This is a genomic window from Bernardetia sp. Wsw4-3y2 (genome assembly GCF_037126295.1).
Lineage (GTDB): Bacteria > Bacteroidota > Bacteroidia > Cytophagales > Bernardetiaceae > Bernardetia.
On the sequence record NZ_CP147017.1, the window covers coordinates 2,454,151 to 2,469,385 of the forward strand.

The window sequence follows — 15,235 nt, forward strand, 5'->3', positions numbered from 1 at the left end:
ATTTCTACTAATTTCCAGTTTTGGAATAGCGTTCTATTTTCTCTTTGAGCTTTTCATTACTAGAATCTAGGGCAAATGCTTTTTTCCATTCTATGATAGCTTCTTGTTTTTTATCTAATTGTAAAAGTACATCACCATAATGTTCGATGATGGTCGAACTCTGTGTAGTCTTGGCAGCTAAAGATAAATATTTTTCGGCTTCTTTATAGTCTTTTTTGACAAACAAAACCCAACCATAGGTATCCAAATAAGTAGGATTATTAGGATAAAGTTTGACTAGTCTTGCTCCTAATTCGGCTGCACGTTCCATTTTTTCTTCTCTCAAAGACAGATAATAAGCATAGTTGTTTAAAGCATGTGCATTGTTTGGATTTTGTTTTAGTGCCTTTTCATAGGTTTCATCAGCCTTTTGATACTCCTCATTTTTGTAGTAAATATCGGCTAATTGAGATTCAAATTGACTTAATAGTTCAGGGTTATTAAAAACCATTCGTTTACCTTGCTCTAAAGATGCAATTGCTTGTTCATTCTTTGTGCTAGACATATAAGCAAGACCATTGAGAAACCATAAGTTAGGTTGGTTTGGAAAGTATTCTAAAGCATCTTCACTTGTAGAAATGGCATATTCATAATTTCTAGATTCCAAAGCCAGTTGAGTGGTTCGTTCCCAAAGTGAATAATTATTGGGATCATTTTTGAGAGCTATTGTGTAGGCTTCAAAAGCCTCTTTATATTTTTTTTGCTTTAATAAAAAATCTCCCAAAACACCAAAAGAAGATGATTCTTTTGGATGTATTTCAGTAAGTGTTTGAGCAAGCTCGCTACTCATTTCAATTGTTTTTTGACCTTTTTCTGTACTTGGATTTGCATTTTGATACAATCCCATCAATAAATTCAATTTTGAATCTAAAGGTATTTCTTTTGATTGAAATGCTTTTTTGAGATTTTCTACTTCTTTTTCAGCTTTCTCTTGATGATGATACACTTGAGCCAGCATTAAATGAACTTGAGCAGGAAATTCTTCTTGTTCTTCTATAATTCCATTTAATAATAATTCTGCATCAGCATAGCGTTTTTGATTTAATAGTAATTCTATTTGAGCCAAACGAAACTCAATTACATCAGGAAATTCAAGTATTAACTTTTTACCTTCATTAAGTGCTGATTCTGTGTCTTGCATCTGTAAATACAAGATTTGTTTCTGACGAATTACATTTTGATTCAGCCCTAACTCCTTTTCCATTTTATCATACACTTGAATAGCCTTTTTATATTCATTCATTTCAATATAAAGAGCAGCTAGGTTGAGATAAGTGATTTCATCACCTCCAATTTTTGAAAGAATTTGTTTGTAGGTTCTTTCTGCTGCATCAAGCATTCGCATATCTAACTGAATAGTAGCAAGGTGTGAGAGAAAATAAAAATTTTTATCTTCCATTTTTTCGGCTTCCATGGCATACATGAGCGCATCTTGCAAGTTATTCATTCTGTAATAACAAAGCGAAATTTGATAATGTGCTGTTGGATTGTCTGAATTATATTTTAAAGACTCTTCAAAATGAGGAATTGCCCTTTTATATTCTTCTTTTATAAACTCTTTCATTCCCTCAAAGAATGCTTGTTCGGCTAATAAGTTGTTGTCTACCTTACCGTCTATAGGTTCTTTTTGAATTAATTTTGATTCTTCTTTTTTGTCTTTCTTTCCTTCTTTTTTATTTCTGCGTTGTGCATTCGCATCTGAAAAAGAGCATACCAAGACACAAAAAAACAGAAACATAACTATCCTTTTGATGGAATGAGGCTTTATAAATTGTATATCACTTTTCATATATTTTTTAATTGTGTTTAGTATGTTGCTTTCAATTAAATCAGATGTGAAGCAACTCATAATTTTAGAGGCATGTATCAATTTACAAAAATAGCAGCAATTTTTTTCTTAAAATAGAAAAGGCATAGCTTCTTATACGATTTATATAAGCGAAACTATGCCATAGACACTATTTTTAATTTACTTTAATAGAATAAGGAATCACTTTTTCACTTCCGAATAATCTCCTAAGCTCACATTTTCGGCTTTTCCGTTGTATTTTACAAAATTACCTAACATTGTATTTTCTAAAAGAGCATTTTCGACAAGTGTATCTGATTGAATAACAGAATTTTGTACTCTACTATTATGAATATGTGTATTTTTTCCAATAGAAACATGAGGACCAACTACACTATTTTTCAAATGAACACCTTCTGCCAAAAAAACAGGCTCTATAACAATAGAGTTTTCCACTTTTGCACTTGGAGAAATTAAAGTTTCTGTTTTTCGGTCTGTCAAATACTCTAAATAACGTTGATTGGTAAAAACAACAGCATCTTTATTTCCACAATCTAACCATTCTTCTACCTGTCCAGTACGAAATTTTGTTCCTTTTTGGCGCATGTTTTCTAATGCTGTCGTGAGCTGATATTCGCCTTTGTCTTTGATTTCATTATCGATGACATATTGCAATTCTGAGCGCAAATATTTGCCATCTCTAAAGTAATAAATACCAATAATTGCCAAATCAGATACAAATTCTTTTGGCTTTTCTACAAAATTATTGATAACATCATTTTCATCTAATTGAACAACACCATAAGCCGAAGGGTCAGCTACTTTTTGTACCCAAATAACACCATCATTTTCTGTATTGATAGAAAAATCAGCTTTAAAAAGTGTATCTGCAAAAGCTACAATAACATTTCCTTCTAAAGATTCTTTTGCACACATAATGGCATGTGCAGTTCCTAGAGGAGCATCTTGATGATAAATTTTGCCTTTTGAGCCTACATTTTCAGCTACTTTGAGAAGTTCTTTTTCAGCTTCATCACCAAAGTCACCAATAATAAAAGCAATTTCTTCAATTTTTTCTTTAGAACTACGAGCCAAATCTTCTACCAAACGCTCTACAATTGGTTTTCCCACAACAGGAACTAAAGGTTTGGGAACAGTAAGTGTATGAGGACGAAGACGAGAACCACGTCCTGCCATTGGAATGATTATTTTCACTATATTTTTTGGTTTATGTTGTTTTAAATACTTTTATTAAACACAGAGTTACAAAGTACACAGAGAATGAAAATGCGAATACATTTTTAAACCACAGAGTTAAGAGAGATAAAAGAAAATACAAAATACAATTTCATAGTTACTTGTAATTAGTATTTACTTCTATCTTCTAAATTTATTCGAAATTAACTGGTAACTGATTATTTTCCTGTGCTTCCATAACCACCACTTCCTCTTTCTGTTTGAGAAAGCTCTTCAATGGTTTGTACTTCTTGCCAGTTTACACGCTCGTGTTTTGCAACAACCATTTGAGCAATGCGTTCTCCTTTTTGGATAGTAAATTTTTCTTTGGAAAGATTGACTAACAAAACTTTTATTTCTCCTCTATAATCAGCATCAATAGTTCCTGGGGAATTGACAATCGAAATTCCATGTTTGAAAGCAAGACCACTACGAGGACGAATTTGCGCTTCAAAACCTACAGGCAACTCTATAAAAATTCCTGTTGGGATTAGTTGTCTTTCTAAAGAATCTAATTCAATAGAAGTTTCTATATTGGCATACAAATCCATTCCTGCGCTGCTTTGAGTTTGATAGAAAGGAAGTGGATTTGATGATTTATTTATTATTTTAACTTGAAGAATATTTTCTATAATTGTATCCAAAATTAAATTGAGTTTTAAATTTGATGTGTCTATTTTAAAGTATAGACGTTGTTTGAGAATATGATATTATTTGGCATTTTGTTGGTGCTTCTGTATCAAAACATCAACAACGAATAGTTATTTTATTTTTCTAAATCAATATGAAATGCTAAATTTAAGAAAAATCAAATTAGAAATACAAAATAGGAAAAGGAATTGCTTTAAATCCTCCAAATGTGTTTAGTTTGAATTAAATACAGTATTTTTATCAGCTAGAACAAAAACTCATTTTTTAGCTGAAAACTGAAATTTATATCACTCTAAAAAAGAAGCTAAAATTACTACTAATTCATTCCCTTCTAAAACTATGAACAAAACAACTAATTTATCCAACTTGATGGTCATCGATATCGAAACGGTTGCCTCTCACGCTACTTTCGAAGAACTTCCAGAAGTATTACAATCTCTTTGGGAGAAAAAAGCTGCACGAGTTTCACCAGATGACACAGCCAAAGAAGCATTTGAAGAAAAAGCTGGAATTTATGCCGAGTTTGGAAAAATAGTAGTTATTGGAATTGGTTTTTTTACTGTTCAAAAAGATGATACAGGAGAAGAAGAACAAGTTTTTAGAGTAAAATCATTGGCTTCTAATAATGAAAAACAGCTTTTAGAAGACTTTATAAAAGTAGTAGATAAGTTTGGAAAGAATTTGCAGTTTGTGGCGCACAACGGAAAAGAGTTTGATTTTCCGTATCTCTGTCGTCGAATGCTTATCAATGGTCTTGATATTCCTTATGCTTTGGATATTTCAGGTAAAAAACCTTGGGAAATAAATCATATTGATACAATGCACATGTGGAAGTTTGGCGACTACAAAAATTTTACTTCTCTTTCACTTTTGGCTGCTGTCTTTGGACTAGCAACAAGTAAAGATGATATTGATGGAAGTGAAGTAAACGGCGTTTATTATAATGAAAATGATTTGAATAGAATTGCTGTTTACTGTACAAAAGATGTAATCTTGACAGGACAATTATTTTTGAGAATGCAAAATTTGCCTATCATTAAAGAAGAGAATATTATTGTTGTAGAATAAAATAAATTGAGAAATTAGATTTCAGAAATTAGAAGTAAAGACAGAATTATAAATAATTCAAAATATATTTGTATTTATCTCTGTGTTGCTCTGTGAACTCTGCGTTTATAAAAAACAAAAAAACAATTCATCAACATGACTTCAAAAAAACAACATTGGGAAAACGTTTATGAAACCAAAACACCACAAGAAGTAAGCTGGACACAAGCAAAACCCCAAACTTCGCTTGATTTTATCGCTTCCTTTAATTTAGAAAAGACAGCCAAAATTATTGATATTGGTGGTGGTGAAAGCCTGCTTGTAGATTTTTTATTAGAAGATGGATTTAGAGATATTACTGTTTTGGATATTTCTTCCATCGCACTAAAAAAAGCAAAAAAACGAGTGGAGGAAAAGTTTGGAGAAAAAGCAAACTATGTAACTTGGATAGTAAGTAATATTACAGAGTTTGAACCCAAAACAAATTTTGACCTTTGGCACGATAGAGCCACTTTTCACTTTTTGACTGACCCAAATCATATCAAAAAATATGCTGAAATAGTAGAAAAGCACGTAAATAAAAGTCTAGTTATAGCTACTTTTTCGAAAGAAGGAGCTAAAAAATGTAGTGGTTTGGATGTCTCGCAATACAATGAAGAAAGTTTGACAGCTCAATTTGAAAAGAATTTTAGGAAAATTTCTTGTTTGCAAGAAGACCATACTACACCTTTTGATACCAAACAAAATTTTTTATTTTGCAGCTTTGAGAAGTTTTAAATTTATTTCAGAGAAAAAATATTTCTGTTAATTTTAGTTACAAAAACGATGATACTCATAGAATTCTTTTTTTATGAGTATTTTTTGTGTAAAATTTGAAGTATCAAAAAAATCAGGAAATTATACCTCTAGCTTATTTTACACCTAAAAAAATAGAATTTTATTTCTATACTTTCTCTATGAAAAAAACTATTCTCTCGTTTGTTATTCTCATTTTATGTAATGGACTATTTCTCTTTTCTTGTACGACTGCTGAAGCTCCACCAAATTATGTAATCACTGATTCTGATAAAATAAAAACTGAAATTCCTGCACCTGAAACAGTTTTGCGCTCTATTCATGATGATGCTTTAGTCGGTTCGCCTGCTTATGCTCAACTTCGTTATTTGTGTAAAGATATTGGCGCACGCCTTAGTGGTTCGGAAAATGCCCAAAAAGCTGTTGAATATATGCAGCGAGTTTTGGATTCTATGAACTTAGATAGTGTTTATTTACAGCCTGTCATGGTTCCTCATTGGGAAAGAGGCGAAAAAGAATTTTGTCAGATTGTAAGTAATGACAAGAATAAAATCAACCAAAAAGTTCTTGATATTACAGCTTTGGGTGGTTCTGTTGGGACAGATGGAAGATTAAAAACAGAAATTGTAGCAGTTAATTCTTTAGCTGACTTAGAAAATTTATCTAAAAAAGAAGCTAAAAAATATGAAGGTAAAATCATTTTTGTAACTCAGCCAATGGATGCAAAATTTATAAGTACTGGTTCGGCGTATGGAGCTTGTTCTTCTGTGCGTGTTCGTGGTGCGAATTATGCTGCAAAAGTTGGTGCAAAGGCATTTTTGTTACGTTCGCTTACTTTAGCAAATGACAATCATCCACATACAGGTGTGATGGTTTATGAAGAAGATGGAAAAAAAATTCCAGCAGCAGCACTAAGCACAATTTCGGCTAATTATTTAGAAAACTTATTAGTTAAAGCTAAAAAAGAAAATAAATCAGTAGAAATGGAATTGCAACTCAATTGCCAAACGTTGCCTGATGTTCTTTCTTATAATGTAGTTGGAGAGCTGAGAGGAAGAGAAAAGCCAGAAGAAATAATTACAGTTGGAGGACATTTGGATTCTTGGGATTTGGGAGAAGGAGCACACGATGACGGAACAGGCTGTTTGCAATCGGTTGAAGTTTTGAGGTTAATTCAAAAAATAGAAACTAGACCTAAAAGAACAATTCGTTGTGTTTTGTTTATGAATGAAGAAAATGGAGCAAGAGGAGCAAAAAAATATGCAGAAATAGCAAAAGAAAATAATGAAAATCACATTGCTGCTTTAGAATCAGATAGTGGAGGATTTACACCACGAGGTTTTAGAGTTCAAGATTCTATTCGTTTAGCAATTATTCAAAAATGGATTCCTTTATTTGAGCCGTATAATTTGCATAAAGTAGAGTATGGTTATGGTGGAACAGATATTCGTCCTTTAGGAGATTCTGGAACGCTTTTGATTGGTTTAGAACCTGATTCTCAGCGTTATTTTGACCATCACCATGCCAAAACAGATGTTTTTGAAGCTGTTCATGAAAGAGAATTTTTATTGGGAGCTGCTGCCATGGCAAGCCTTACTTATATGATGGCTGAATATGGAATAGAATAATTTATATAACTGTTTCAAGCGTCGACGCTTGAAACAGTTATTTGTTTTTTAGAATAGAAAAAGTAATTTGCAGTTTTATTCTACATATTATTCTTGCTGTTGTCTCCACCAACGACTTCGAACTTACAAAAATCATGAAAACTACCTACGGATTACCTGCAAAAAGAGAAGAACTTATAGATGTCTTGAATACTGCTTTTGCAGAACAAAATTTGGATGATGAAGAGTATGAAAACCGAGTAAAAGAAGCTCTAAATGCAAAATGTATTGAGGAGCTAGAAGTTATTGTTTTTGATTTTCCTAAAGAAATAAAGAACAAATTATTCCCTACTTCTCTCACAACACAAAAATCAGACTTTCCACCTGCTGCTTTTTCATCTTCTACCCATTCAACTACTCGTTCTAGGTCAGATTTAGCAAATCTTTTTCCTGCTAGAAGTATAAAAGCTATTTTTACCACTGATAAGGAGTTAGTACCAGTTTTAACAGAGCAATCTGTTCATTTTCAAGCTGTTTTTGGAACACAAAAAATAGATTTTAGAAATTGTCGTTTTGAAGGACAGCGTTTTAGAATAGATGTGGATAGCATTTTTAGTAATACCACATTAGATTTGAGAAACCAAGATTTAGCAGGAAAGCATATTGATATTTTTATAAAAGGTGCGCTCAATGAAATCAAAATTTATATTCCTAATGGTGGAACAGTTCAGAAAAATACAAATCTTATTTTGGGAGAGTATTCTATAAAAGATAAAAAAAATGGCTTTATGAGTCAAGTCAATAAATTTTTAGGAAATGAACAAGCAGAAAACAAAGCCATTGCTTTTACAATTACTTTGCATGGAAATACTTTTATGGGTTCTGTAAAAGTAATATATTGATTTTTGAAATTTATCTAATAAAATGAGCAAAAAATAAATGTAGTGTACCTTTTAAGGTGCAAAAATGTACTGAATGCTTTAGCTTTCAAATAAAAATAGTCTAAGATAATATGGAAAATGCTTTACTGTGGCTGATTTTGATAGGAATAGGAGTTGTAATTTTTTTGTTAATAAGATTGATACAAAATAAGGAGAATACAAACGGAAACAAACTCCTTGAAAATCTGCAATTTATAGAACGAGATTTACAAAAAATAGAACAACAGTTTGTTTTCAATCGTCAAGAACTTGCTCAACAATCAAAAGAAAATCGCACAGAAAGTAATCAAACTTTTGAGCAATTTAGAGAGACTTTAGGACAAGTTTCTGAAAAAAATCAAGACCAATTAGAAAAAACAATTCGTCAAATAGCAGAGGCTTTTCGCCATTTCAAAACACAATTAGACAGCAACAGACAAGAATCACTACAAACAATATTACAGTTTGAAAGTAAAATCAATGAAACAACAACTTCAAACTTAGAAAATATACGAAAAACTTTAGAATTCAAAGTGAATGAGTTGCAAACACAAAACACACAGAAACTAGACGAAATAAAAAATGTAGTTGATGAAAAACTACAATCTACTTTAGAAAAACGTTTGGGAGAATCTTTCAAAATTGTGAGCGAAAGGCTAGAACTTGTTCATAAAGGATTAGGTGAAATGCAACAACTGGCAAATGGTGTAGGCGATTTGAAAAAGATTTTGAATAATGTAAAAACAAGAGGGATTTTTGGAGAATTTCAGTTAGAAGCTATTTTAGAGCAGATTTTGAGTAACGAACAGTACGCCAAAAATGTAAAACCAAATCCGAATAGTAATGCGATTGTAGAGTTTGTTTTGAAAATTCCACACGCAAAAGATAAAAATCAGGTTGTTTTGATTCCGATTGATGCCAAATTTCCCGTTGAAGATTATCATTCTTTGATGGATGCTTATGATTTGGCAGACCCAAAACTCATAGAAGAAAAACGGAAATTGATGATAAACAGAATAAAATCATCAGCAAAAGATATTCAACAAAAATATATTGTTCCTCCTCACACTACCGATTTTGCGATTATGTTTTTGCCTTTTGAGAGTTTGTATGCCGAAGTGATGCGTTGCGATGGACTTTTTGAGCAAGTTCAGAGAGATTATAAAGTTACCATTACCAGTCCGACGACATTATCGGCTATTCTGAATAGTCTGCAAATGGGATTCCGTACTTTAGCGATTGAACAGCGAAGTAGTGAAGTTTGGCAGCTTTTGGGCAGCATAAAAAATGAATTTTCTAATTTTGGAAATGCGTTAGAAAAAATTCAGAAGAAATTAGGAGAGGCGAGTAATACATTAGACCAAGCAAATGTGCGTTCTCGTGCCATTGAAAAACAACTTCAAAAAGTGCAGGAAATTAGAGTGGAAGAAAATAATGTCGATTAAATTAGAAACTAAATTTCTGTATAAATCTTAATTTGTGAAAGGTATAGTGTGGAAAAATTCTAATTTTTAATAAATCAGTATTGAAAACTAATTTTATAAAATTATCTTTTAGTCTTATAGTGTTGGCTGCAATAGCTGTGTTTTTTCTATTCAAGTTAGATTATACTACTTTCACTTATGACCTCTTATATTTCTATAACAAGACTGATAGAATTGATTTTTTTCGTCAGAATTTACTAACAGAAAGTCGTTTTTTTATTTTAAAAATAGTTTTCGGAGGACTTTATACACTTTTTTTTGCTTTCATTTTTTGGAAGTGGAAATGGATAAAAAAGTATTTTATTCTCTCTAAGAATAGAATTTACATTGAAATAGAATCAATTTCAAAGAAAGTAAAATCTATTTGGAGTCAAATTTCTATTCTTGAAAGAGTAGTTTTATTTATTTCTTTGCCTATTTATATCATTTTTTGGTGGATTTATGGTTGGCAAAATGATGAAGTTTTTTCTTATACCTTCTTTGTAGATAGAGGTATTTTGGTTTGTGCTACTTATTATCCTGCTCCAAATAACCACGTTGCTTTTCTGATTTTTTCGGCTTTTCTTAACAAGATTATTCCTTCTTTTTTTTCTGATTTTATTTGTCTTAAACTTCCTGCTACATTTTCAGCCATTTTTTCTTTGTGGACAATTTGGTTATTTTTTTATAGAAAAAATCAAAAAACGATAGCTTGGTTTGCCTTTGGTTTGATTGCCTTGAGTGGAGGTTTTTTCTTTTATGCAACCCATGGACGAGGTTATGCTTGGATAGTTTTATTTTTTTTGTGGTCTTGCTTTGCTGTTTTCAAAATTATTTCAAATCAGAATAAAGCCATTTTTGGTGTTTTAGTGACGACGACACCAACAACTCAATCTAAAAAATGCTGGTTTTTATGGTCTGTATCTATTATTTTGGGTTGTTATACCATTCCTATTTTTGTTTATGTTTGGTTTGGCTCTTTGCTTGGCTTGTGGATTATTGGAACAAATAAAATCCGAATAGAAAGTGTTATAGTGTCTTTTATTTCAGGAATAATTATTCTGATTCTGTATTCTCCAATTCTTATTTTTAATGGACTCTCAGCCATTGTTTCTAATTCTTGGGTTGCTCCTTTACATCTTCAAAAATGGTTACAAAGTTTGCCTTTTTATTTATGGGATGTACATGGAATTGTTGGTATTTTGGCTTTAATAATTTCTCTAATTTTATTTTTTGACAAGAAAGAGTTTAGAAAAGTAGTTATTTACTTTTGGTGTATTGCTTATTCTCCTTATCTGATTGTATTTATTCAGAAAGTATTGCCTTTTGAAAGAGTTTTTTTGTACAGACAAGTAGCTGAAATTTTGATGCTTTGTTTTTGTATAGGAATTCTGACAGAAAAATACCTTACTAAACTATTTTATAAAAAGTCTCTTCAAATTATATTTATTTCTCTAGCTATTCTTTATAGTGCTTTTAGAATGTATGGACAATATTATCATTGGAATATCAGAACGAATGTTTATCAGTTTACAGAGCCTTTAGCCAAAACTATTTATAATCTAAAACCAAGCTCTGTATTGGTTTTAGAAGATACTTATAATGTCTTTCTAAGGTATTATTTCAGAGATTTAGATACAAAAGTTGAGGTTTTACCAAATCCAAAAACAGAATATCAAATTATTATTTTACCTAATGAAAAAGAATTTCCATTGTCTAAAACAGATAGTTTGAACTATTCTATTTTCTATCAAGATGATTTTGTAAAAGGATTTGAGAGAAAATAAATAATTATTTGTTGAGCCACCAAAGCGAAAAATTCAGAACACTAGCAAAACTCACCCACAAAATGTAGGGAATCATTAAAAGACCTGCTATTTTATGAATTCTATAAAAATGTATTGTGGTGAGAATAATAAAAGTGAGAAGCGTAATTATTTCTATAAAAGCAAAAAAGAGTAGATGATGTTTGAAAAAGATAAATGACCAACAAAAATTTAGGATAAGCTGAACTGCAAACAGACCTAATGCAATACGCACTTTATTATCACTCATGTCAAAAATTTGTTCTTTTCCATTATCTGTTCCTTTATGCCAAACAAGCGCAGCCGAAATGCCCATCAAAAAATATAAAAGAGTCCAAACAGGGGCAAAAAGCCAACTTGGAGGGTTGAAAAAGGGCTTTTCGATGGTCTGAAACCAACTTGTTACACCTTCTGCTGTAGCAAGTCCTGCAACGATACCAATAACCTCACAGATAATAACTAAAATTAAGGCTTTAATGATAAATGATTTTCTGTTTTGCATATTTATAAAAGTAAAAAATAGAAGTTGAAAAAATAAATTTATAGCAACAACATTTTTTAAACTTCTTTGTTATAGGTTCTGTAAATCATTTTTTTAACTAAATTTTTATTTTTATGTCAACTTGGACAATAGACCCAATGCACTCCGAAATTCAATTTAAAGCCAAACACATGGTAATCTCTACTGTTACAGGCTCATTTTTAGAGTTTTCTGGAAAAATGGAGAAAGTATCTGATGACAAAACCAATTTTGAAGATTCAACAATTTCTTTTGAAGCTAAAGTAGATAGTATCGATACTGGTGTAGAACAGCGTGATGAGCATCTGCGCTCTAATGATTTTTTTGAAGCAGAAAAATATCCAACTATTACTTTCAAATCTACTTCTTTTAAGAAAAATGGCTCTGATGATTCATATAATATGGAAGGAGATTTGACTATAAAAGGAATAACAAAACCAATTTCTTTAAAGGTAGAATATGGTGGAACAGCAGTAGATATGTATGGACAAACTAAAGCAGGCTTTGAGCTTAATGGAAAAGTAAACCGTCAAGAGTTTGGATTAGTTTGGAGTGTTACAACAGAAGAAGGTGCAGTCATAGTGTCTGATGATATAAGACTTGTTGCCGAACTACAACTTGTAAAACAAGATTAAATAAAAGAATCATAAAGGAAAAACAATTAAGATTTTTAAAGCCTTTGTTTTGATGAGAAATCATAAAACAAAGGCTTTTTTTTTGTATTTAGGTCTTAATTTAGTTGTCTAAACAATTAAATTAAATGTCTTTTTGGCGTAATAATTAGGTTTTTTTTGATTTTATGTGATTTTTATTGAAAATAAATGATTGTACGTACAACTATTTTTTTATCTTTGCGTATAACTAATCAAGAGCAACCAAATAACAGAATAGATAACTTCAAAATTTCTATTTTTTCTGTTATTATTTGTTCCATCATTTTTTTAATCACTTTCAGACAAACACTTTTTATTATGGCTACTTGGAATATTGACCCAATGCACACTGAAATTCAGTTTAAAGTAAAACACCTTGTAATCTCTACCGTAACAGGTTCTTTTCAAGAGTTTTCAGGAAAACTAGAAGCTACTAAAGATGACTTGACAGATGCAAAAATTTCTTTTGAGGCAAGCATAGACAGTATCACAACAGGAAATGGACAGCGTGACGGACATTTAAAGTCTGACGATTTTTTTGGCGCAGAGAAATTTCCAAAACTTATTTTCGAATCTACTTCTTTTGAGAAAAAATCAGGAGATGAGTATGAGTTAAAAGGAAACTTGACTATTAAAGGCACAACAAAACCAGTTACATTAGATGTAGAATATGGTGGAACAGCAAATGATATGTATGGAAACACAAAAGCAGGTTTTGAGCTAAAAGGAAAAATCAATCGTAAAGATTTTGGTTTGACTTGGAATGGCGTAACTGAAGCAGGTGGAGTAGTAGTAAGTGAGGAAGTAAAATTACTTATGAACGTACAGGTAGCAAAAGTAGTAGAAGAAACAGTTTAGAGTTAAATTAGTGAAGAATAGGGAATAAAAAATGACATTGCTTCTTTGGAAGTAATGTCATTTTTTTGTTTATAATAGCTAATTCTATTTTAACCGTCGTTGAGACTCAAATGCAGCCGTCAACGAGGATTTAAACTATCATTTTCCTTACCCTACTTCTTTATTGCTACAAAAGTTTCTTATTCTAATACTCAAATTAACATAATATTTTATACTTTGTAGGATGTTTTGGTGTGGATTCATTTTTATAAAATTAGATTCTTTCTAAAATCAACCTTATTATTTCACCTTCTCCCCTTCTTATATTCTCCTTATTTATTTGTTGAGATAAGTCGTCAAAAATTATTTTATCGATAAGACCGATTTTGAAAAGATCGTTTAAAGTGCGAGTTGTTGTTTTTCCAAATGTACTTCTATTTTTATGGATAATATTTGTATTTTCTTCATCTACGTAAAGTGGAGGGTAAATTACATAACCTCCTAAAGAATCATATTCTTTGATTTCTTCTTCCTCATCTTCTATAGCTTTCTCTATTTCTCGTCTTTCTATATTGACATAGAAGCTGTTTAAGAATAGGTAATTATTTTTTCAAAAAAGAGGTAAAATAGTTATCATTGTAAATCTTCACATTTGCAATTTCTAACTCTTTACCTCTATGTACGTAAACTTATCAAAAAAAACTATAACAGAAAATATTTTACCCTATTTAACTCAATTTAAAAAAGGTCGTAAGCCTAAAGTAGCTCTTTGGCGCATTGTTAAAGCTATTATTTATCGTCTTAAAACAGGTACTCAATGGAGAAATTACCTATCAAACAATTTTTTGGCAGAACCTCAATTAGCTGGAATACAGTCTATTACCACTATAATAAATGGTCAAAGTTGGAAAGCTGGAAGAATTTATGGACACATTATTTATCTAAGAATCGTTCTGATATAGACCTTTCTATTTGTCATTTGGATGGTAGTCATTCGCCAGCTAAACAAGGAGGAGAAGGAGTAGCTTATTCAAGCAGAAAAAGATGTAAGACAACAAACTCGCTATTTCTGACCGATAAAAATGGAATTCCAGTAGCGATGTCTGTGCCTCAAGGTGGAAATCATCACGATGCTTTTGAACTTGAAAAAAATATGCAAACTATGATAGTAGATTTGAACAAGGCAAATATCAGACAAGAAGGAATTTTTCTTAATGCAGATGCTGCTTTTGATACAAATTCATTTCGTTCTTTTTGCTCGCATATGGACATTGTGGATAACATAGATTTTAATAAAAGAAACCGAAAAGATATTGATAATCAACCATTTAAAGATGAAAAAATGTATGATTTACGTTTTGCAATAGAAAGAACTAATGCTTGGTTAGATGCTTTTAAGGCAATATTGATACGATATGAAACTAAAATTCATACTTGGCAAAGCCTACATTATTTAGCTTTTACTTTGATATTTATCAGAGATAGACACAAAAGAAAAACTAATTCTTAAACAACTTCATAATATTCTTCTATTTTTTTCTTTGCCTTACTCTTTTTTTCCTCTGATAGCTCTTTGTTTTTAGAAATTTTGTCTGCTTCTCCTTGATAAAAAAAATATTGCTCTTTCGTAAACATCCCTGTTCTGTAGTATAATTCCATATCAAAAGCATTATACAAAAATCTCAAAACAAAACTTTGCTCAACACTATCTTTTTTAGTTTCTGTATGATTTTTCTCTAACTCTTGAAGTAATTTTTCTTCTCCCTTTTGAGATAAAAGTTCAATTTTATAGAGTTGATGAGCTATTTCTTTAGCTTCTTCAAGAGTTAGATTTTGTGCCATTAAATTGAAATTAAAGATTAAGAAAATGAAT

15 protein-coding genes are annotated in these 15,235 nt (G+C 31.0%); 10 read left to right on the forward strand and 5 right to left on the reverse strand.

What is annotated here, in order from left to right:
- Nucleotides 1–7: 7 nt before the first annotated feature.
- The 3 genes from V9L05_RS09975 to dut form a co-directional block, all read right to left on the reverse strand.
- Nucleotides 8–1,828, reverse strand: a complete 1,821-nt coding sequence (locus V9L05_RS09975) for a tetratricopeptide repeat protein (protein WP_338815358.1) — start codon at nucleotides 1,826–1,828, stop codon at nucleotides 8–10.
- 201 nt (nucleotides 1,829–2,029) lie between these two features.
- Complete coding sequence (locus V9L05_RS09980; protein ID WP_338815359.1) at nucleotides 2,030–3,043, reverse strand: sugar phosphate nucleotidyltransferase; 1,014 nt, start codon at nucleotides 3,041–3,043, stop codon at nucleotides 2,030–2,032.
- Between the two features lie 200 nt (nucleotides 3,044–3,243).
- Nucleotides 3,244–3,699: a dUTP diphosphatase gene (gene dut, locus V9L05_RS09985; protein WP_338794190.1), complete on the reverse strand. Its 456-nt coding sequence runs from the start codon at nucleotides 3,697–3,699 to the stop codon at nucleotides 3,244–3,246.
- Between the two features lie 355 nt (nucleotides 3,700–4,054).
- Here dut and V9L05_RS09990 point away from each other — a divergent pair, with 355 nt between their 5' ends.
- The 6 genes from V9L05_RS09990 to V9L05_RS10015 all read left to right on the forward strand — a co-directional run bounded on the left by V9L05_RS09990 (nucleotide 4,055) and on the right by V9L05_RS10015 (nucleotide 11,334).
- Nucleotides 4,055–4,783, forward strand: a complete 729-nt coding sequence (locus V9L05_RS09990) for a 3'-5' exonuclease (protein WP_338815360.1) — start codon at nucleotides 4,055–4,057, stop codon at nucleotides 4,781–4,783.
- 135 nt (nucleotides 4,784–4,918) lie between these two features.
- Nucleotides 4,919–5,539, forward strand: a complete 621-nt coding sequence (locus V9L05_RS09995; RefSeq protein WP_338815361.1) for a class I SAM-dependent methyltransferase — start codon at nucleotides 4,919–4,921, stop codon at nucleotides 5,537–5,539.
- Between the two features lie 179 nt (nucleotides 5,540–5,718).
- Nucleotides 5,719–7,185 (forward strand): M20/M25/M40 family metallo-hydrolase, encoded by a 1,467-nt coding sequence (locus tag V9L05_RS10000; protein WP_338815362.1) that lies wholly within the window; start codon nucleotides 5,719–5,721, stop codon nucleotides 7,183–7,185.
- A gap of 134 nt (nucleotides 7,186–7,319) precedes the next feature.
- A complete protein-coding gene (locus tag V9L05_RS10005; protein ID WP_338815363.1) occupies nucleotides 7,320–8,066 on the forward strand; it encodes a LiaF domain-containing protein in 747 nt (248 codons plus the stop codon).
- 110 nt (nucleotides 8,067–8,176) lie between these two features.
- Nucleotides 8,177–9,529: a DNA recombination protein RmuC gene (rmuC, locus tag V9L05_RS10010; RefSeq protein WP_338815364.1), complete on the forward strand. Its 1,353-nt coding sequence runs from the start codon at nucleotides 8,177–8,179 to the stop codon at nucleotides 9,527–9,529.
- Nucleotides 9,530–9,609: 80 nt separating this feature from the next.
- Entirely contained in the window at nucleotides 9,610–11,334 is a 1,725-nt protein-coding gene (locus V9L05_RS10015; RefSeq protein WP_338815365.1) for a hypothetical protein, read from the forward strand.
- 4 nt (nucleotides 11,335–11,338) lie between these two features.
- Here the strand turns inward: V9L05_RS10015 and V9L05_RS10020 are convergent, their stop codons facing one another.
- The gene (locus tag V9L05_RS10020; RefSeq protein ID WP_338815366.1) at nucleotides 11,339–11,854 is read right to left on the reverse strand and encodes a TspO/MBR family protein; all 516 of its coding nucleotides are present in this window, start codon (nucleotides 11,852–11,854) and stop codon (nucleotides 11,339–11,341) included.
- Between the two features lie 113 nt (nucleotides 11,855–11,967).
- On the opposite strand from V9L05_RS10020, the gene V9L05_RS10025 reads away from it, so the two are divergent.
- From V9L05_RS10025 to V9L05_RS10040, 4 genes are all read left to right on the forward strand, one after another.
- Complete coding sequence (locus V9L05_RS10025) at nucleotides 11,968–12,507, forward strand: YceI family protein (protein WP_338815367.1); 540 nt, start codon at nucleotides 11,968–11,970, stop codon at nucleotides 12,505–12,507.
- Between the two features lie 336 nt (nucleotides 12,508–12,843).
- The gene (locus V9L05_RS10030) at nucleotides 12,844–13,383 is read left to right on the forward strand and encodes a YceI family protein (protein WP_338815419.1); all 540 of its coding nucleotides are present in this window, start codon (nucleotides 12,844–12,846) and stop codon (nucleotides 13,381–13,383) included.
- 656 nt (nucleotides 13,384–14,039) lie between these two features.
- Nucleotides 14,040–14,324, forward strand: a complete 285-nt coding sequence (locus tag V9L05_RS10035; protein WP_338815368.1) for a transposase — start codon at nucleotides 14,040–14,042, stop codon at nucleotides 14,322–14,324.
- Complete coding sequence (locus tag V9L05_RS10040; protein ID WP_338815369.1) at nucleotides 14,267–14,872, forward strand: transposase family protein; 606 nt, start codon at nucleotides 14,267–14,269, stop codon at nucleotides 14,870–14,872. Before V9L05_RS10035 ends, V9L05_RS10040 begins: the two co-directional genes overlap by 58 nt.
- Here the strand turns inward: V9L05_RS10040 and V9L05_RS10045 are convergent.
- Complete coding sequence (locus tag V9L05_RS10045) at nucleotides 14,869–15,204, reverse strand: hypothetical protein (protein WP_338815370.1); 336 nt, start codon at nucleotides 15,202–15,204, stop codon at nucleotides 14,869–14,871. The genes V9L05_RS10040 and V9L05_RS10045 overlap by 4 nt on opposite strands.
- Nucleotides 15,205–15,235: the final 31 nt, after the last annotated feature.